General features: G+C 42.6%; 28 protein-coding genes. 1 reads left to right on the forward strand and 27 read right to left on the reverse strand.

Going from position 1 to position 14,642, the window contains the following annotated elements:
• Positions 1 to 65 precede the first annotated feature (65 nt).
• Entirely contained in the window at positions 66 to 1,394 is a 1,329-nt protein-coding gene (locus tag JDW22_RS06765) for a deoxyguanosinetriphosphate triphosphohydrolase (protein WP_200522423.1), read from the reverse strand.
• Between the two features lie 169 nt (positions 1,395 to 1,563).
• Here JDW22_RS06765 and JDW22_RS06770 point away from each other — a divergent pair, with 169 nt between their 5' ends.
• The gene (locus tag JDW22_RS06770; protein ID WP_200522424.1) at positions 1,564 to 1,890 is read left to right on the forward strand and encodes an FKBP-type peptidyl-prolyl cis-trans isomerase; all 327 of its coding nucleotides are present in this window, start codon (positions 1,564 to 1,566) and stop codon (positions 1,888 to 1,890) included.
• Between the two features lie 52 nt (positions 1,891 to 1,942).
• Here the strand turns inward: JDW22_RS06770 and JDW22_RS06775 are convergent, their stop codons facing one another.
• The 26 genes from JDW22_RS06775 to rplB form a co-directional block, all read right to left on the reverse strand.
• Positions 1,943 to 2,656, reverse strand: coding sequence for a hypothetical protein (locus tag JDW22_RS06775; protein WP_200522425.1), 714 nt, complete (start codon positions 2,654 to 2,656; stop codon positions 1,943 to 1,945).
• Positions 2,657 to 2,737: 81 nt separating this feature from the next.
• Positions 2,738 to 3,103 (reverse strand): 50S ribosomal protein L17, encoded by a 366-nt coding sequence (rplQ, locus tag JDW22_RS06780; RefSeq protein ID WP_200522426.1) that lies wholly within the window; start codon positions 3,101 to 3,103, stop codon positions 2,738 to 2,740.
• 26 nt (positions 3,104 to 3,129) lie between these two features.
• Positions 3,130 to 4,116: a DNA-directed RNA polymerase subunit alpha gene (locus JDW22_RS06785; protein ID WP_200522427.1), complete on the reverse strand. Its 987-nt coding sequence runs from the start codon at positions 4,114 to 4,116 to the stop codon at positions 3,130 to 3,132.
• 25 nt (positions 4,117 to 4,141) lie between these two features.
• Positions 4,142 to 4,762 carry a 30S ribosomal protein S4 gene (gene rpsD, locus JDW22_RS06790; RefSeq protein WP_200522428.1) on the reverse strand — a complete coding sequence of 207 codons (621 nt, stop codon included), beginning with the start codon at positions 4,760 to 4,762 and terminating at the stop codon, positions 4,142 to 4,144.
• 15 nt (positions 4,763 to 4,777) lie between these two features.
• Entirely contained in the window at positions 4,778 to 5,173 is a 396-nt protein-coding gene (gene rpsK / locus JDW22_RS06795) for a 30S ribosomal protein S11 (protein WP_003795931.1), read from the reverse strand.
• Between the two features lie 12 nt (positions 5,174 to 5,185).
• A complete protein-coding gene (gene rpsM / locus JDW22_RS06800) occupies positions 5,186 to 5,548 on the reverse strand; it encodes a 30S ribosomal protein S13 (protein WP_040558536.1) in 363 nt (120 codons plus the stop codon).
• 43 nt (positions 5,549 to 5,591) lie between these two features.
• Complete coding sequence (gene rpmJ / locus JDW22_RS06805) at positions 5,592 to 5,705, reverse strand: 50S ribosomal protein L36 (RefSeq protein ID WP_002642304.1); 114 nt, start codon at positions 5,703 to 5,705, stop codon at positions 5,592 to 5,594.
• Positions 5,706 to 5,726: 21 nt separating this feature from the next.
• Positions 5,727 to 5,945 carry a translation initiation factor IF-1 gene (infA, locus tag JDW22_RS06810; protein WP_003795927.1) on the reverse strand — a complete coding sequence of 73 codons (219 nt, stop codon included), beginning with the start codon at positions 5,943 to 5,945 and terminating at the stop codon, positions 5,727 to 5,729.
• Between the two features lies 1 nt (position 5,946).
• Positions 5,947 to 7,212 carry a preprotein translocase subunit SecY gene (gene secY / locus JDW22_RS06815; protein ID WP_207748821.1) on the reverse strand — a complete coding sequence of 422 codons (1,266 nt, stop codon included), beginning with the start codon at positions 7,210 to 7,212 and terminating at the stop codon, positions 5,947 to 5,949.
• Positions 7,213 to 7,259: 47 nt separating this feature from the next.
• Complete coding sequence (gene rplO, locus JDW22_RS06820) at positions 7,260 to 7,688, reverse strand: 50S ribosomal protein L15 (protein ID WP_040558533.1); 429 nt, start codon at positions 7,686 to 7,688, stop codon at positions 7,260 to 7,262.
• Position 7,689: 1 nt separating this feature from the next.
• A complete protein-coding gene (gene rpmD / locus JDW22_RS06825; protein WP_081446099.1) occupies positions 7,690 to 7,875 on the reverse strand; it encodes a 50S ribosomal protein L30 in 186 nt (61 codons plus the stop codon).
• Positions 7,875 to 8,387 (reverse strand): 30S ribosomal protein S5, encoded by a 513-nt coding sequence (rpsE, locus tag JDW22_RS06830; RefSeq protein ID WP_003795921.1) that lies wholly within the window; start codon positions 8,385 to 8,387, stop codon positions 7,875 to 7,877. The genes rpmD and rpsE overlap by 1 nt, the downstream gene beginning before the upstream one ends.
• A gap of 22 nt (positions 8,388 to 8,409) precedes the next feature.
• Complete coding sequence (gene rplR / locus JDW22_RS06835) at positions 8,410 to 8,763, reverse strand: 50S ribosomal protein L18 (RefSeq protein ID WP_200522430.1); 354 nt, start codon at positions 8,761 to 8,763, stop codon at positions 8,410 to 8,412.
• Between the two features lie 18 nt (positions 8,764 to 8,781).
• On the reverse strand, positions 8,782 to 9,315 hold the full coding sequence (rplF, locus tag JDW22_RS06840) for a 50S ribosomal protein L6 (protein ID WP_040558528.1): 534 nt from the start codon (positions 9,313 to 9,315) through the stop codon (positions 8,782 to 8,784).
• 20 nt (positions 9,316 to 9,335) lie between these two features.
• Positions 9,336 to 9,728, reverse strand: a complete 393-nt coding sequence (gene rpsH, locus JDW22_RS06845) for a 30S ribosomal protein S8 (protein WP_040558526.1) — start codon at positions 9,726 to 9,728, stop codon at positions 9,336 to 9,338.
• A gap of 14 nt (positions 9,729 to 9,742) precedes the next feature.
• Positions 9,743 to 10,048: a 30S ribosomal protein S14 gene (rpsN, locus tag JDW22_RS06850; protein WP_200522431.1), complete on the reverse strand. Its 306-nt coding sequence runs from the start codon at positions 10,046 to 10,048 to the stop codon at positions 9,743 to 9,745.
• A gap of 2 nt (positions 10,049 to 10,050) precedes the next feature.
• Positions 10,051 to 10,590, reverse strand: a complete 540-nt coding sequence (rplE, locus tag JDW22_RS06855) for a 50S ribosomal protein L5 (protein WP_003795912.1) — start codon at positions 10,588 to 10,590, stop codon at positions 10,051 to 10,053.
• A gap of 5 nt (positions 10,591 to 10,595) precedes the next feature.
• On the reverse strand, positions 10,596 to 10,934 hold the full coding sequence (gene rplX, locus JDW22_RS06860; protein WP_200522432.1) for a 50S ribosomal protein L24: 339 nt from the start codon (positions 10,932 to 10,934) through the stop codon (positions 10,596 to 10,598).
• A gap of 16 nt (positions 10,935 to 10,950) precedes the next feature.
• Positions 10,951 to 11,319, reverse strand: coding sequence for a 50S ribosomal protein L14 (gene rplN, locus JDW22_RS06865; RefSeq protein ID WP_200522433.1), 369 nt, complete (start codon positions 11,317 to 11,319; stop codon positions 10,951 to 10,953).
• Positions 11,320 to 11,619: 300 nt separating this feature from the next.
• A complete protein-coding gene (rpsQ, locus tag JDW22_RS06870) occupies positions 11,620 to 11,883 on the reverse strand; it encodes a 30S ribosomal protein S17 (protein WP_003795905.1) in 264 nt (87 codons plus the stop codon).
• Positions 11,883 to 12,074, reverse strand: coding sequence for a 50S ribosomal protein L29 (rpmC, locus tag JDW22_RS06875; protein ID WP_003795904.1), 192 nt, complete (start codon positions 12,072 to 12,074; stop codon positions 11,883 to 11,885). Before rpmC ends, rpsQ begins: the two co-directional genes overlap by 1 nt.
• A gap of 2 nt (positions 12,075 to 12,076) precedes the next feature.
• Positions 12,077 to 12,493: a 50S ribosomal protein L16 gene (gene rplP / locus JDW22_RS06880; RefSeq protein ID WP_040558519.1), complete on the reverse strand. Its 417-nt coding sequence runs from the start codon at positions 12,491 to 12,493 to the stop codon at positions 12,077 to 12,079.
• Positions 12,477 to 13,175, reverse strand: a complete 699-nt coding sequence (gene rpsC, locus JDW22_RS06885; protein WP_003795900.1) for a 30S ribosomal protein S3 — start codon at positions 13,173 to 13,175, stop codon at positions 12,477 to 12,479. The genes rplP and rpsC overlap by 17 nt, the downstream gene beginning before the upstream one ends.
• A 9-nt stretch (positions 13,176 to 13,184) precedes the next feature.
• Positions 13,185 to 13,514 (reverse strand): 50S ribosomal protein L22, encoded by a 330-nt coding sequence (rplV, locus tag JDW22_RS06890; RefSeq protein WP_003795898.1) that lies wholly within the window; start codon positions 13,512 to 13,514, stop codon positions 13,185 to 13,187.
• An 11-nt stretch (positions 13,515 to 13,525) separates the two neighbouring features.
• Positions 13,526 to 13,801 (reverse strand): 30S ribosomal protein S19, encoded by a 276-nt coding sequence (gene rpsS, locus JDW22_RS06895; RefSeq protein ID WP_040558517.1) that lies wholly within the window; start codon positions 13,799 to 13,801, stop codon positions 13,526 to 13,528.
• Between the two features lie 5 nt (positions 13,802 to 13,806).
• Complete coding sequence (gene rplB / locus JDW22_RS06900; protein WP_040558515.1) at positions 13,807 to 14,640, reverse strand: 50S ribosomal protein L2; 834 nt, start codon at positions 14,638 to 14,640, stop codon at positions 13,807 to 13,809.
• Positions 14,641 to 14,642: the final 2 nt, after the last annotated feature.

Raw genomic sequence — 14,642 nt, forward strand, 5'->3', positions numbered from 1 at the left:
TCCCTGCCTTGTAAAGCACAATTTCGCACCCATTCGACAATATTATGTTTTCATTGCAGATATTATTACACCATGCTGATGCCTGATATTTCTTGCGCGATGCGGGCGGCGTAGTTGTCGGTCATGCCGCCGATAAAATCCAAAATTTTCATATACGCCAGATACAAGCTGTCGCGTTCGGTAATCGGGTCGTTTTCCAGCAGGCTGAGTGCGAGTTTGTGCTGCTTTTTGCAGCTGCCCGAAACAATCAGCGCATGGGCGGCGGGAACAAGCAAATCCAGCATGGAGGCGATGCAGGAAAACGCCGCCAGTTCCACTTTCACGCGGTGGCGGAAAATGCGCTCTCGGGCGAGCGTTTTGGCGTTTTGCAACGCTTCGTGCACGGCAGCGGGGCTTTGTTCAATCAGGTCTTTGCCTTGGAAATCGCCGTGGAGCAGGGCAGCGTGGTGGCTGATGAAGGTTTGCGCGATGCCGTCAATCGCCGCGCCAATGCCGATGCCGCGCATCATGGCGGTGCGTTCGCGCGGGCTGGCGGCGTGTTGGGTGGCTTCGGGGGCAACGAGCGGGGCGAGGATGTCGGCAATTTCGTGATGGTTCAGCAGGTCTAGGCTGACGGCGTCTTCCAAATCCATCAGCGCGTAGCAGATGTCGTCGGCGGCTTCCATCAGGTAAGACAAGGGATGGCGCGCCCAATGGTTGGCGGCGATTTCAGGCAGCCCCAGCTCGGCGGCGATGCGGGTCATCAGCGGCAACTCGGTTTGGTAGATATTGAATTTGCGTTGCCCTTGCGGGCTGCTGCTTGTCCACGGGTATTTGAGCAGCGCACCGTAGCCGGCGGCGGTGAGGCGCATGCCGCCGCGATTGCGATACATTTCAATGCTGGCGGTTTGGCGCAGGCTGTGGGCGTTGCCTTCGTAGGTCTGAATGTCGCTGCGTTGCGCGGGGGTGAGCGTGGCGGTGTACAGGGCGTTTTCAGGCTGCCTAAACCAATCGCGCAAAGCGTCTTCGCCAGTGTGCCCGAATGGAGGGTTGCCGATGTCGTGGGCAAGGCAGGCGGTTTGCACGGTGGTGGCGAGGTCGTTGGGCGAAAGATTGGGCGGCAGTTGCTGTTCGGCGCGCAACAGTTCGCCCACCAGATTGCCCAAACTGCGCCCCACGCTGGCGACTTCTACGCTGTGGGTGAGGCGGTTGTGAGTGTGGTCGTTTTTGGCGAGCGGATGCACTTGGGTTTTGCGCCCCAACCGGCGAAAGGCGTTGGAAAAGACCACGCGGTCGTAGTCGGTGTGAAAAGGGGTGCGGTAGGGCGTGTGCGCTTTGGGCGGCACGGCGGAGATGGTGCCGTGTTCGTCGATTTGAAAACGGGTGGGCGACATGAGTTGCTGCCAGTTCATCATAATGCTTTCCTTTCGGGTTTCAGGCTGCCTTTGCGGGACGGATTGGGCAGCCTGAAAACGTTATCTTGTTGTGAAATAATCGTTTTTTGATTGTAAACAAATGCAGGCAGCCTGAAAAGCGGTTTTGTGATACGCTTGCGGCTTTTCAACGCAATCAGAAAGGCGAAACATGAGTTTGATTATTGAAGACCTGCAAGCGGGCGAGGGCCAATTGGCGCAGAAGGGCAAGAAGATTACCGTGCATTACACCGGCTGGCTCGCCGATGGCACGAAATTTGATTCCAGCTTAGACCGCCACCAACCTTTAACTATTACGCTGGGCGTGGGGCAGGTGATTAAGGGCTGGGATGAAGGCTTTGACGGCATGAAAGAAGGCGGCAAACGCAAGCTGACCATTCCGCCTGAAATGGGTTATGGCGCACACGGCGCGGGCAGTGTGATTCCGCCACACGCGACACTGGTTTTTGAAGTGGAACTGCTGCGCGTGCATGATTGATTTGAGGCAGCCTGAAAACGCAAAACGGTGTGAATCATCACACCGTTTTTTGTTAGGCAGGCAGTTGCATCACGCCCGCAATAATCAGCAAAAAAGAAAACGCGATAAGCGCCGCCACATAGGCAAGCAAACCCAACAGGGTTAGCCCGATTGGTTTGCCCCAGCCTTTTTTATCATAATCATCGTTCACTTCGTTGTGAACAAACTCAATTTGCTTTTTGCCAACAGTAACAAACCATGCTGCCCAGATGGCAATGCCACTCACAGCAGGAGGAAATTCAATATTGGCAACGGCTTCTATTAAAATAACCAAAAAACCCGATGCGGCTGTTCCCCAAACAAAATACATATTCTGCTCGGCTAGTTTTTCTTCACCCAATTCTCGCCAGTTAATGGCATGCAGCCAAGCTCCTAGCATGGGTGATAAGAAGAACGCCCAAATTGCCGCCGCGGTAGGATTCCACAGATTAGGGACGTAATACTCTTCTTCTGATTGAAGAGTTTGTGGCACTTCTTGCGTTTCATTTTTTTGCAAGCTTGCGGTTGAAGACGTTTCTCTTGCAACCGTTGCAGCCTGAAAGAATTCAGGCTGCTCTTGGCGCAATTTTGCGTCATAACGCGTACGCACATTATCCACTAACAGCCATTCAGTAACCGCTTTCACTGTTTTAGCATCAAGAGTAGATTGCTTGCGTTCCAGGGCAGCCTGAATTTCATCGCTTGTTGCCGAATAGGACAAACCCAATACCTGATATAAATTAACCATATTCACCCCAACAGAAATTATTTCGGTTTGAGAAAAAGCCGAACTGGAACCAGCTCGGCTTTAATCTAACTTACTTCTATCTTACTCAGCAGCTTTATCCACCAGCTCAACCAATGCCAAAGGCGCATTGTCGCCATTGCGGAAGCCATATTTCAGAATGCGAATATAACCACCATTGCGAGAAGCAAAACGTGTACCCAGGTCGCCAAATAGCTTAACCACAACATCACGGTCGCGCGTGCGATCAAATGCCAAACGACGGTTGGCTAATGATGGTTTTTTACCCAGAGTAATCAAAGGCTCAACCACTCGGCGCAACTCTTTCGCTTTGGGCAAAGTAGTTACAATCGTTTCATGCGTTAATAGAGAGTTTGCCATATTACGCAGCATAGCTGCACGGTGGCTACTAGTACGATTTAATTTGCGATTACCATGACGATGGCGCATATCAATTATCCTTTAAACTTTAAAGCCTAGGGTTTTTCCAATCCGGCAGGAGGCCAAGACTCCAGTTTAGAACCTAAAGTCAGACCTTTAGATGCCAAAACTTCCTTAATCTCATTTAAGGATTTACGACCCAAATTAGGTGTTTTTAACAACTCAGTTTCAGTACGTTGAATCAAATCACCGATGTAATAAATATCTTCTGCCTTCAAACAGTTTGCTGAACGAACGGTTAATTCCAAATCATCTACAGGGCGCAACAGAACAGGATCAATTGGAGGCGCTTTTTCTTCTTCAACTTCAATTGGCGTACCTTCCAAGTCAGCAAATATTGACATTTGGTCAATCAAAATTCGGGCAGCAGCTCGAACTGCTTCCTCTGGTTCAATTGAGCCATTTGTTTCAATATCTAAGACTAAACTATCTAAATCTGTTCTTTGTTCAACGCGAGCTGCTTCAACTTCAAAGCTAACGCGGCTAATAGGTGAAAAACTTGAGTCCAATTGAATAGAGCCAATTTTAGTTTGCTCTTTTGCAGCTCTTCTACCAGCAACCGACTGATATCCACGACCTTGTTCTACCTTAACCTCCATATCAATATCGCCATTTGCTGCCAAATGACAAATAACTTGTTCTGGATTGATAATTTCAACATCGTGAGGCAACTCAAAATCAGCAGCTGTTACTACACCTGAACCTTCTTTTTTTAATGTAATAACAGCCTCTGTACTACCGCCATGAAGCTTAAATACAACACCCTTAATATTCAATAAAATATCGACAATATCTTCTTGAACACCATCTAAGGTGGAATATTCATGCAAAACACCTGCAATTGTTACTTCAGTTGGTGCAAAACCATTCATTGATGACAGTAAGATACGGCGCAAAGCATTACCCAAAGTATGTCCAAAACCGCGCTCAAATGGTTGCATAGAAACTTTTGCATGTGTTGGTGATAATGCATCAACATCAATTTGGCGAGGTCTCAAAAATTCGGAAGTGCTATTTTGCATTTAACTACCCCTTACTGCGCCAGTTTTATTTAGAGTAGAACTCTACCACCAGCTGTTCATTAATATCACTGTACAACTCAGCACGATCAGGTACATTTTTAAAAGTACCTTCTAGTTTTGTCGCATCAACAGAAACCCAACTTGGCAAACCGATTTGAGTGGCTAAACCCATTGCTTCCTGAATACGAACTTGTTTTTTTGCTTTTTCTCGAATAGCAACAACATCACCAGCTTTTACTTGGAAAGATGGAATATTGACAACCTGCCCATTTACCATTATTGCTTTATGAGAAACAAGTTGACGGGCCTCCGCACGCGTCGAAGCAAACCCCATGCGATAAATAACATTATCTAATCGAGACTCTAGCAGTTGCAGTAACAACTCACCAGTTGAACCTTTTCTTCTGTCTGCTTCTGCAAAATAACGACGAAATTGACGCTCCAATACACCATAGATGCGACGAATTTTTTGTTTTTCGCGTAACTGAAGACCATAGCCAGAAAGACGGGGTTTTTTTGCACCATGTTGACCTGGTGCGGCTTCCATTTTGCATTTAGAATCTAAAGAGCGACGTGCGCTTTTTAAATATAGATCAGTACCTTCGCGACGCGACAGTTTACATTTGGGACCAATATAACGTGCCATGCTTAAATTACTCCATTAAATACGACGTTTTTTTGATGGACGGCATCCGTTATGAGGTAACGGAGTAACATCTGTGATACTGGTAATCTTGAAACCAAGAGCATTGAGTGCACGCACAGAAGATTCCCGACCAGGACCTGGTCCCTTTATACGAACTTCCAAATTTTTAACACCATACTCTTGGGCAACTTTACCAGCAGATTCTGCCGCTACCTGAGCAGCAAATGGTGTACTTTTACGTGAGCCCTTAAAACCCGCACCGCCAGAAGTAGCCCAAGATAACGCATTTCCTTGACGATCTGTAATTGTGATAATTGTATTGTTAAATGATGCATGAACATGCACAATACCTTCACTCACGGTTTTACGCACTTTTTTTCGTACACGTGAAGCTGTGTTTGCTTTAGCCATTATTTACTTTCCTTATTTTTTACCTGCAATTGCTTTACGAGGTCCTTTACGTGTACGAGCATTGGTACGTGTGCGCTGGCCACGGCAAGGAAGTCCACGACGATGACGGAAACCTCGATAACAGCCCATATCAATAAGCCGTTTAATATTCATTGTCACTGCACGACGCAAGTCACCTTCAACTTCATACTTAGCAACCTCTTCACGAAGAGTTTCTAATTGTTTTTCGTCCAAATCTTTGACTTTGTGACTACCTAAAATTCCAGCAGCTTCACATATCATCTTGGCACGGGTCGACCCAATACCATAAATAGCCTGAAGACCAATTACGATATGAGCATTATTCGGGATATTAACCCCTGCTATACGAGCCATAATTTATTCCTTACTCATTAAGAAAATTAGTATAGTTGTAAGATTAACCTTGACGTTGCTTATGCCGCGGATCAGTGCAAATTACACGAACCACTCGATTACGCCGTATTACCTTACAATTTCGACAAATTGGTTTTACAGATGGTTGCACACGCATAACTTATCCTTAATAAAATATCTACCGAGCCCTAAAAACAATCCTAGCTCGTGTCAAATCATATGGAGTCATTTCAACAGTCACTTTATCACCCGGCAATATTCGAATATAGTGCATTCTCATCTTCCCAGATATATGACCAATTACTTCATGACCACTTTCTAGCTTCACTCTAAAAGTTGCATTAGGCAAAGTTTCAATAACCTCACCCTGCATCTGTATTACATCTTCTTTTGCCATGTCATTTTAATCCACTTCTACTCGAAACTAGACCCTCATATCGCTGAGTAACACGATATGACATTATCTGAGTATTAAAATCCATTACAACAACTATCAATATCAATAGTGAAGTACCCCCCAAATAAAATGGCACCCCAACAAAAGATGTTAAAACCTCAGGCAAAAGGCAAACAAAAGCAATATATAACGCCCCAAATAACGTTAATCTTAAAACAACATTCTCTAAATACTGTGCTGTTTTATCTCCTGGTCTAACACCTGGCACAAAAGCCCCACCTTTTTTCAAATTTTCTGCTATCTCCCGAGGACTAAACGCAAGTGCCGTGTAAAAATAACAAAAAAATATAATAGTAGCAGCAAATACTATCATATATGCTATTTGCCCATGTCGTAATATAGACAAGACCTTACCAACGGCAGAACTTCCAGGATTCAACCAATTTAACAACATGGAAGGGAGCATAATGATACTAGATGCAAAAATAGGCGGTATGACCCCAGCCATATTTAATTTAAACGGAATATGAGCAACGCTATTATTGAGAGAATGCCCATTTGCATTTTGTTGCTTAGCATATTGAATCGGAACTTTTCTAAGTGCACTCTCAATAAAAACAATACCTAGAACTAACAACAAAACCACAAACAAAAGCGATACAGCCAATAATGGGCGCTCTTGAGCTAAATTATTCAGTAAAGTTATCGCAGAAGGTATCCCAGAAATAATTCCTGCCGTTATAAGTAATGAAATACCATTCCCAATGCCTCTTTCTGTGATTTGCTCACCCAACCACATTAAAAACATCGTCCCACCAACTAAACAAGTTACCGTAGAAATATAAAACTCAAAAGGACTTATTACAACTATTTTTTGACTCAATACAAACGTAGCAACACCAATACTCTGTATTGCTGCCAAAAGAACTGTACCTAAGCGCGTATATTTAGTAATAAGTTTACGCCCTACATTTCCCTCTTTCTTCATATTCTTAAGAGTAGGAAGTATTTCACTTGCCAACTGCATAATAATTGATGAAGATATATAAGGCATAATACCGATTGCAAAAATACTAAATCGCTCCAACGCTCCCCCAGAAAATATATTAAACATACTTAATATACTTCCATTTGCTCCTTGTTGATACACTTGCGCTAAAGCATTAGCATCAACACCAGGTACGGGAATATGTGAACCAATACGAAACACAATCAACGATCCCAGTAAGAATATTACTCTACTTCTAAATTCCCGATTGGACCACAATTTCGATTGCTTTGAAAGAAATAGTTTTGCCGCCACTTTATAAGATCCTATTCAATCTTCCCGCCAGCCGCTTCAATTTCTCTTTTTGCCCCTTTTGTTACTTGGATACCTCTTAACAAAACCGATCTTTTTATATTTCCAGAAGAGATTACTTTAACTGATTTAATGCCCTCTGGAATCAAACCGGCTTGTTTTAAAATAATTAAATCAATACTGTCAACACATAAAGAATCTAAATCTTTTAATGTAATTTGCGCATTAGATTTAGCAGATAGTGAATTAAAACCCCTTTTAGGCAAGCGACGTTGCAATGGCATTTGCCCTCCCTCAAAACCAACCTTATGATACCCACCTGCACGACTTTTTTGTCCTTTATGCCCTCGACCACAAGTTTTACCCAAACCACTACCAATACCACGGCCTACTCGCCGTGCAATACAAGTACCTAAAGAATTTTGAATTGTATTTAAAAACATATTACAACTCCACATCTAATAAATAGCTAATTTTATTAATCATGCCCCTATTTTCAGGAGTATCTAAAACAGTTACTGTATGCTGCAGACGGCGCAAACCTAAACCACGTGCACATGCTTTATGAGTATCAATAGTTCCAATTAAACTTTTCACCAATGTAACTCTAATAGTTTTTTGCTCTGCCATTATTCAATTCCCAAAATTTCTTCTACTGTTAAACCACGTTTTGCAGCAATCTCAGATGGAGTGTACAACTGCGCCAATCCGTTTAAAGTAGCACGAACAATATTATACGGATTTGTTGACCCATGCACTTTGGCAGAAATATTGTGGACCCCCATGACCTCAAACACTAATCGCATTGGACCACCTGCCTTAATTCCACTACCTTCTTTCGCAGGCTGAATAAAAACTTTCGTTGCTCCATGCTTACCAAGCACTTCATGATATATAGTTCCATTTTTTAATGGAATTTTAACCATGCTGCGCCGCGCTTGATCCATTGCCTTTTGAACAGCAACTGGTACTTCACGAGATTTACCTTTTCCCATACCAATCTGCCCATCCCCATTGCCAACTACAGTCAATGCAGAAAACGCCATGATACGACCACCTTTAACGACCTTTGTCACGCGATTTACAGCAACCATTTTCTCAATCAGACCGTCATTACGCTCTTCAATTTCATGTTTTGCCATTATATTTTAGCCCCTAGAATCTTTAAAATCTCAATCCATTATCACGAGCGGATTCTGCTAATGCTTTTATTCGTCCATGATATTGAAAACCCGAACGATCAAAAGCAACTTGCTCAATACCTGCCGATTTAGCTCTTTCTGCAATATACTTACCTACAATTGAGGCTGATTCCACATTGCTTCCAGATTTTATATGATTCCGGATCTCTTTATCCACAGTAGACGCTGATGCCAACACATTAGCTCCATTCGAATCAATGATTTGAGCATAAATATGATTATTAGTGCGAAATACACATAGCCGTATCATTTTTAAATCTGAAATTTTTGCGCGTGTCTTGCGTGAACGACGCAGCCTTGCAGCTTTCTTATTCATAACAGTAACCTCAAATTATTATTTCTTCTTAGCTTCTTTCATAACTACAGTCTCACCAGCATAACGCACACCTTTGCCCTTATAAGGTTCAGGAGGACGATAGGCGCGTATCTCAGCTGCAACTTGTCCTATAACTTGCTTATCTGCACCAGTTAACACAATTTCAGTTTGAGAAGGAGTTGATACTGTAACACCTTCTGGCATTTCATGTACAACAGGATGAGAAAACCCTAATGACAGGTTTAAAACTCTGCCTTGGGCCTGAGCACGGTAACCCACACCAACCAATTGCAATTTTTTCTCAAAACCCTCCGATACCCCTTTTACACTATTAGCAACTAATGCACGTATGGTACCAGACATCGCATTTGCTTGTTTACTATCATTACTAGGTAAAAAAATTAACTGCCCATCCCTCAACTCAACTTTTACGTCGCCAGTTAAGTTGAGAGATAAAGTTCCATTTTTACCTTTAACAACTAATGCATTTACTTCAAAATTTACTTCAACTCCAGCAGGAATTACTACTGGATTCTTTGCTACACGAGACATTTCAACAATCTCCTCCAACCTCAAGCAACAACACATAACAATTCGCCACCAACACCCAAACTGCGTGCCTTGCGATCTGTCATGATACCTTGCGAAGTGCTAACAATAGCTATTCCCAATCCATTCATCACCAAAGGAATATCATTTACTCCTTTATAAATACGAAGCCCTGGACGCGAAATGCGCTTAATTTGTTCAATAACAGGACTACCCAAATAATATTTTAAGATAATAGATAATTCAGGCTTATTACCATCAGATACGGAGAAATCCTCAATATAACCCTCAGCCTTCAATACATTTGCAATAGCACATTTTAATTTTGAAGAAGGCATAATTACAAAAACCTTACCTGAACGCTGAGCGTTACGAATACGGGTTAACATATCGGAAATAGGATCATGCATACTCATTTTTTATACTCCTATTACCAAGAGGCTTTAATAACACCAGGAATTGCACCACGCATAGCAATCTCACGAATCTTAATGCGCCCCAAACCAAATTTTCTAAACACGCCACGTGGACGCCCAGTGATAGCACAGCGCCGCCGCTGCCGAACTGGAGCAGCATTACGAGGAATTGATTGAAGTTGCAGACGAGCTCCAAAACGCTCTTCCTCTGTTGCACTTGCATTATTAATAATTGCAAAAATAGCTGCGCGCTTTGCAGCATATTTTTTAGAAAGTGCAATGCGCTTCACTTCACGATTAATAAGTGCTTTCTTAGCCATAATTAACCTTTAAATGGAAATTTAAACAATGACAGCAAGGCCTTGGCCTCTTCATCAGTTTTTGCTGTGGTTGTAATAGTTATATTCAACCCACGCAACGTGTCAATTTTATCATATTCGATTTCTGGAAAAATAATTTGCTCACGAACACCCATATTATAGTTACCACTTCCATCGAACGACTTACTACTCACACCACGAAAATCACGTACGCGAGGCAAAGCAATAGTTACCAGACGATCCAAGAATTCAAACATTCTCTCTCGGCGTAAAGTAACTTTGCAACCTATTGGATAATTATCTCGAATCTTAAAGCCCGCAATAGATTTACGTGCAACAGTTACTACTGGCTTCTGACCTGATATTTTTTGCAAATCACCAACTGCATACTCCATAATTTTCTTATCAGCAACTGCTTCACCAACCCCCATATTCAAAGTGATTTTCTCAATACGTGGAACTTCCATGATTGTTTTATAACCAAACTGTTTCACCAATTCTGGTACAACCATATTTTTATAAAAGTCTTGTAAACGTGCCATTTTGATTATGCTCCACGATTAACAGCAGGAATTTCCATGCCATCTGACTTAAATACGCGAACGCGCTTCACTTTACTATCAACAAAAACCATTTTAATCCCAACACGATCAGCTTTTTTTGTATTAGGATTTAAAATGGCGACATTTGAAATCGCAATTGGCATCTCTTTAATAATAATGCCGCCCTCAATATTGCGCATAGAATTAGGCTTTTGATGCCGCTTAACAATATTAATATTTTCCACAACAACTTTATTGCCCAATACGCGAATCACCCTACCTTGCTTGCCACTATCTTTACCAGCAACAACAACAACCTGATCGCCTTTAATAATCTTATTCATTACAAACTCCTAAAGCTCACAACACCTCGGGAGCCAATGAAACAATCTTCATAAAACGCTCCGTGCGCAACTCACGTGTTACCGGTCCAAATATCCGAGTGCCCATAGGCTCAAGTTTATTATTCAACAACACCGCCGCATTATTATCAAACTTAATTAGTGCGCCATCAGGACGACGAATGCCTTTTGCAGTACGAACCACAACAGCATTATAAACATCACCTTTTTTCACACGCCCCCGTGGGCTAGCGTCTCTCACCGCCACCTTAACAACATCACCAACATTTGCATAGCGACGCTTGGACCCACCAATCACCTTGATGCACATTACTCGACGCGCACCAGAATTATCAGCAACATCCAAAATAGTTTGCATTTGAATCATGTTTAAATAACCTTTAAAAATCCAACTTAGTTTATTGCAACATCCCGCAAAACGATCCAGAATAATCACCAAGATCTAAAAGAATAAACCAGTTTTGGCCCTCAAAGAGGAGCACCCCGAAAGGGTCAAAAGAAGTTGGGTATTATACCATGTTTTTTTATGTTTGCAAGCACTGCCACAAAATAGCAAAAATATTCCAATATTCTTTGCTTTTACAGCTTAATGCAGGTAAGAAAGAAAGTGAAATTTACTTTTGCTATCACCTAGTAAATTTCACTCATTAAATCCTTTCAACTCCCATTAGACAGTACGTGCTTTTTCTACTAATTCCTTAACTACCCAAGATTTAGTTTTAGACAAAGGATGCGATTCCTGAATCACTACAACATCACCAATTCCATATTGGTTTTGCTCATCGTGAGCATGAATTTTAGTAGAACGACGGATAATTTTGCCATATAACGGATGCTTTACTTTTCGTTCAATTAACACTGTTACAGTTTTATCCATCTTATCGCTTACTACTTTGCCCTGCAAAGTACGAACAGTTTTTTCAGTACTCATTATTGGACACCTTTTTCAGAGATAATAGTTTTTACACGAGCAATAGCATGGCGCACTCGTTTTATTTCGCTAGTTTGCCCCAATTGACCAGTAGCATGCTGCATGCGCAAACTGAATTGCTGCTTCAGTAAATCGACTAAAATTTCTTTTAGTTGCTCTACTGATTTCTCTTTCAACTCATTGGTTTTCATTATTACTTACCCACCTGTCTTGTTACAAATGTGGTTGGAATTGGCAGTTTAGCTGCAGCCAAAGCAAATGCTTCACGAGCCAAAGCTTCATTTACACCATCCATTTCATACAACACCTTACCAGGCTGAATTTCAGCAATATAATACTCTACATTGCCTTTACCACCACCCATACGAACTTGAATTGGTTTTTCAGTAATTGGCTTATCAGGAAACACGCGAATCCAAATACGACCACCACGTTTAATATGGCGAGTCATAGCACGACGTGCAGCTTCTATTTGACGAGCAGTTAAACGACCACGTCCAACCGCCTTTAAGCCAAAATCACCGAAACTTACTGTGTTACCACGAGTAGCAATACCTGTATTGCGACCTTTGTGCTGTTTGCGATATTTTAGTCTAGTTGGCTGTAGCATTTCTACCACCCTTTCTGTTACTACGGCGATTTTCACGTTCAGGCTGAGCTTGAACTTGACCCATTTCGCCTTTGTAAACCCATACTTTTAAACCGATAATGCCATAAGTTGTCAGAGCTTCGCTGGTCGCATAGTCCACATCGGCACGCAATGTATGCAAGGGTACGCGACCTTCGCGATACCACTCACTACGCGCAATGTCTGCACCATTCAAACGACCAGAAGTCATAATCTTGATGCCTTTTGCACCAGCACGCATTGCATTTTGCATTGCCCGCTTCATTGCACGACGGAATTGAACACGTTTTTCTAACTGCTGCGCAATTCCATCGGCAATAATTTGAGCATCCAATTCTGGTCTGCGAATTTCTTCAATATTAACGTGAACAGCAACACCCAATAATTTTTCCAAATCTTGCTTCAAGATCTCAATATCTGCGCCTTTTTGACCAATTACTACACCTGGACGAGCCGAATGAATAGTAATACGAGCAGATTTAGCAGGGCGTTCAATTACAATACGACCGACCGATGCGTTAGCCAAGCGTTTGCTTAAATATTCGCGTACATCAATATCTTGTTTGAGAACAGTTGCAAAATCAGTGCTTTTAGCAAACCATTTTGAAGACCAGTCTTTGTTTACGGCTAAACGGAAGCCAACTGGATGAATCTTTTGTCCCATTGTTGTTCCTTAATTGCCTACTGTCACATGAATATGACAAGTTTGTTTTTCAATGCGGTTGCCACGACCTTTTGCACGAGCTTGAAAGCGTTTCAGGCTGGGACCTTTGTCTACAAAAATTGTAACCACTTTCAATTCATCAATGTCAGCATCATTATTATGCTCAGCATTGGCAATAGCCGACTCCAAAACTTTCTTAATCAATTCAGCACCTTTTTTAGGGCTGAATGCCAAGATATTTAGAGCTTGGGCAACGTCTTTACCACGAATCATGTCTGCCACCAAGCGGGCTTTTTGAGCAGAAATGCGGGCATTATTGTGTTGTGCAGATACTCTCATATTTCACCTTATTATTTCTTAGCTTTTTTATCAGCCAAATGACCTTTAAAGGTACGAGTCAATGAGAATTCACCCAATTTATGACCAACCATATTATCGCTGATAAATACGGGCACATGAGTGCGACCGTTATGAACAGCAATAGTCAAACCAATAAAATCAGGCAGAATAGTTGAACGACGTGACCATGTTTTGATTGGTCGTTTGTCGTTAGTGGCACGAGCCGTATCCACTTTTTTCAATAAGTGCAGGTCAACGTATGGACCTTTTTTCAATGAACGAGCCATGTCAATTAGCCTTTATTTGAATAACGACGACGAACAATCATGTTGTCTGTGCGTTTGTTGTTACGAGTACGATAACCTTTAGCAGGTGTACCCCATGGACTAACAGGTTCACGAGCCTCACCCGTGCGACCCTCACCGCCACCATGCGGGTGATCTACTGGGTTCATTACCACACCGCGTACGGTTGGCCGTATACCACGCCAGCGGTTCGCACCAGCCTTACCGATTTTTTTCAGACTTTGCTCTTCGTTACCTACTTCACCGATAGTAGCACGGCAATCAACATGAATACGACGAACTTCGCCAGAACGCAAGCGAACTTGAGCGTAAATACCTTCTTTTGCCAACAATACCGCAGAAGCACCAGCAGAACGGGCAATTTGTGCGCCTTTACCTGGCTTCATTTCAATACAGTGAATTGTTGTACCTACAGGAATATTACGGATAGGCAAAGCATTGCCTACTTTGATTGCAGCTTCTGAACCTGATACCAATGTAGCGCCAGCTTGAACACCGCGCGGAGCGATAATGTAACGACGCTCGCCATCGGCATAACACAACAATGCAATATGTGCAGTGCGGTTAGGATCATACTCAATACGCTCTACTTTTGCAGAAATACCGTCTTTATTTCGTTTAAAATCAATAACGCGGTAATGGTGTTTATGACCACCGCCTTTATGGCGCGTAGTAATGTGACCATTGTTATTACGACCCGCGGTAGAGCTTTGCTTTTCCAGCAAAGGAGCATAAGCTGCACCTTTGTATAAACCTTCTGTTACCACGCGAACCATGCCGCGACGGCCAGCAGAAGTTGGTTTCATTTTTATGATAGCCATGC

The organism is Kingella bonacorsii (assembly GCF_016623605.1).
Classification (GTDB): domain Bacteria; phylum Pseudomonadota; class Gammaproteobacteria; order Burkholderiales; family Neisseriaceae; genus Kingella_B; species Kingella_B oralis.

Excerpts from the sequence above, each read along its gene's own strand:
- rplE (WP_003795912.1), bottom strand. The coding sequence starts at position 10,590 with ATGGCACGTTTACAAGACTTTTATAAAAATATGGTTGTACCAGAATTG.
- JDW22_RS06775 (WP_200522425.1), bottom strand. The coding sequence starts at position 2,656 with ATGGTTAATTTATATCAGGTATTGGGTTTGTCCTATTCGGCAACAAGC.
- JDW22_RS06785 (WP_200522427.1), bottom strand. The coding sequence starts at position 4,116 with ATGCAAAATAGCACTTCCGAATTTTTGAGACCTCGCCAAATTGATGTT.
- rpsQ (WP_003795905.1), bottom strand. The coding sequence starts at position 11,883 with ATGAGTACTGAAAAAACTGTTCGTACTTTGCAGGGCAAAGTAGTAAGC.
- rpsM (WP_040558536.1), bottom strand. The coding sequence starts at position 5,548 with ATGGCTCGTATAGCAGGGGTTAATATCCCGAATAATGCTCATATCGTA.
- rplB (WP_040558515.1), bottom strand. The coding sequence starts at position 14,640 with ATGGCTATCATAAAAATGAAACCAACTTCTGCTGGCCGTCGCGGCATG.
- rpsE (WP_003795921.1), bottom strand. The coding sequence starts at position 8,387 with ATGGCAAAACATGAAATTGAAGAGCGTAATGACGGTCTGATTGAGAAA.
- rpmD (WP_081446099.1), bottom strand. The coding sequence starts at position 7,875 with ATGGCAGAGCAAAAAACTATTAGAGTTACATTGGTGAAAAGTTTAATT.
- JDW22_RS06770 (WP_200522424.1), top strand. The coding sequence starts at position 1,564 with ATGAGTTTGATTATTGAAGACCTGCAAGCGGGCGAGGGCCAATTGGCG.
- rplP (WP_040558519.1), bottom strand. The coding sequence starts at position 12,493 with ATGCTACAGCCAACTAGACTAAAATATCGCAAACAGCACAAAGGTCGC.
- rpsH (WP_040558526.1), bottom strand. The coding sequence starts at position 9,728 with ATGAGTATGCATGATCCTATTTCCGATATGTTAACCCGTATTCGTAAC.
- JDW22_RS06765 (WP_200522423.1), bottom strand. The coding sequence starts at position 1,394 with ATGATGAACTGGCAGCAACTCATGTCGCCCACCCGTTTTCAAATCGAC.
- rpmC (WP_003795904.1), bottom strand. The coding sequence starts at position 12,074 with ATGAAAACCAATGAGTTGAAAGAGAAATCAGTAGAGCAACTAAAAGAA.
- rplN (WP_200522433.1), bottom strand. The coding sequence starts at position 11,319 with ATGATTCAAATGCAAACTATTTTGGATGTTGCTGATAATTCTGGTGCG.
- rpsD (WP_200522428.1), bottom strand. The coding sequence starts at position 4,762 with ATGGCACGTTATATTGGTCCCAAATGTAAACTGTCGCGTCGCGAAGGT.
- rpmJ (WP_002642304.1), bottom strand. The coding sequence starts at position 5,705 with ATGCGTGTGCAACCATCTGTAAAACCAATTTGTCGAAATTGTAAGGTA.
- rplX (WP_200522432.1), bottom strand. The coding sequence starts at position 10,934 with ATGAATAAGATTATTAAAGGCGATCAGGTTGTTGTTGTTGCTGGTAAA.
- rplV (WP_003795898.1), bottom strand. The coding sequence starts at position 13,514 with ATGAGAGTATCTGCACAACACAATAATGCCCGCATTTCTGCTCAAAAA.
- rpsC (WP_003795900.1), bottom strand. The coding sequence starts at position 13,175 with ATGGGACAAAAGATTCATCCAGTTGGCTTCCGTTTAGCCGTAAACAAA.
- rpsS (WP_040558517.1), bottom strand. The coding sequence starts at position 13,801 with ATGGCTCGTTCATTGAAAAAAGGTCCATACGTTGACCTGCACTTATTG.
- rplF (WP_040558528.1), bottom strand. The coding sequence starts at position 9,315 with ATGTCTCGTGTAGCAAAGAATCCAGTAGTAATTCCTGCTGGAGTTGAA.
- rplQ (WP_200522426.1), bottom strand. The coding sequence starts at position 3,103 with ATGCGCCATCGTCATGGTAATCGCAAATTAAATCGTACTAGTAGCCAC.
- rpsK (WP_003795931.1), bottom strand. The coding sequence starts at position 5,173 with ATGGCTAAAGCAAACACAGCTTCACGTGTACGAAAAAAAGTGCGTAAA.
- rplR (WP_200522430.1), bottom strand. The coding sequence starts at position 8,763 with ATGAATAAGAAAGCTGCAAGGCTGCGTCGTTCACGCAAGACACGCGCA.
- rpsN (WP_200522431.1), bottom strand. The coding sequence starts at position 10,048 with ATGGCTAAGAAAGCACTTATTAATCGTGAAGTGAAGCGCATTGCACTT.
- infA (WP_003795927.1), bottom strand. The coding sequence starts at position 5,945 with ATGGCAAAAGAAGATGTAATACAGATGCAGGGTGAGGTTATTGAAACT.
- rplO (WP_040558533.1), bottom strand. The coding sequence starts at position 7,688 with ATGTTTTTAAATACAATTCAAAATTCTTTAGGTACTTGTATTGCACGG.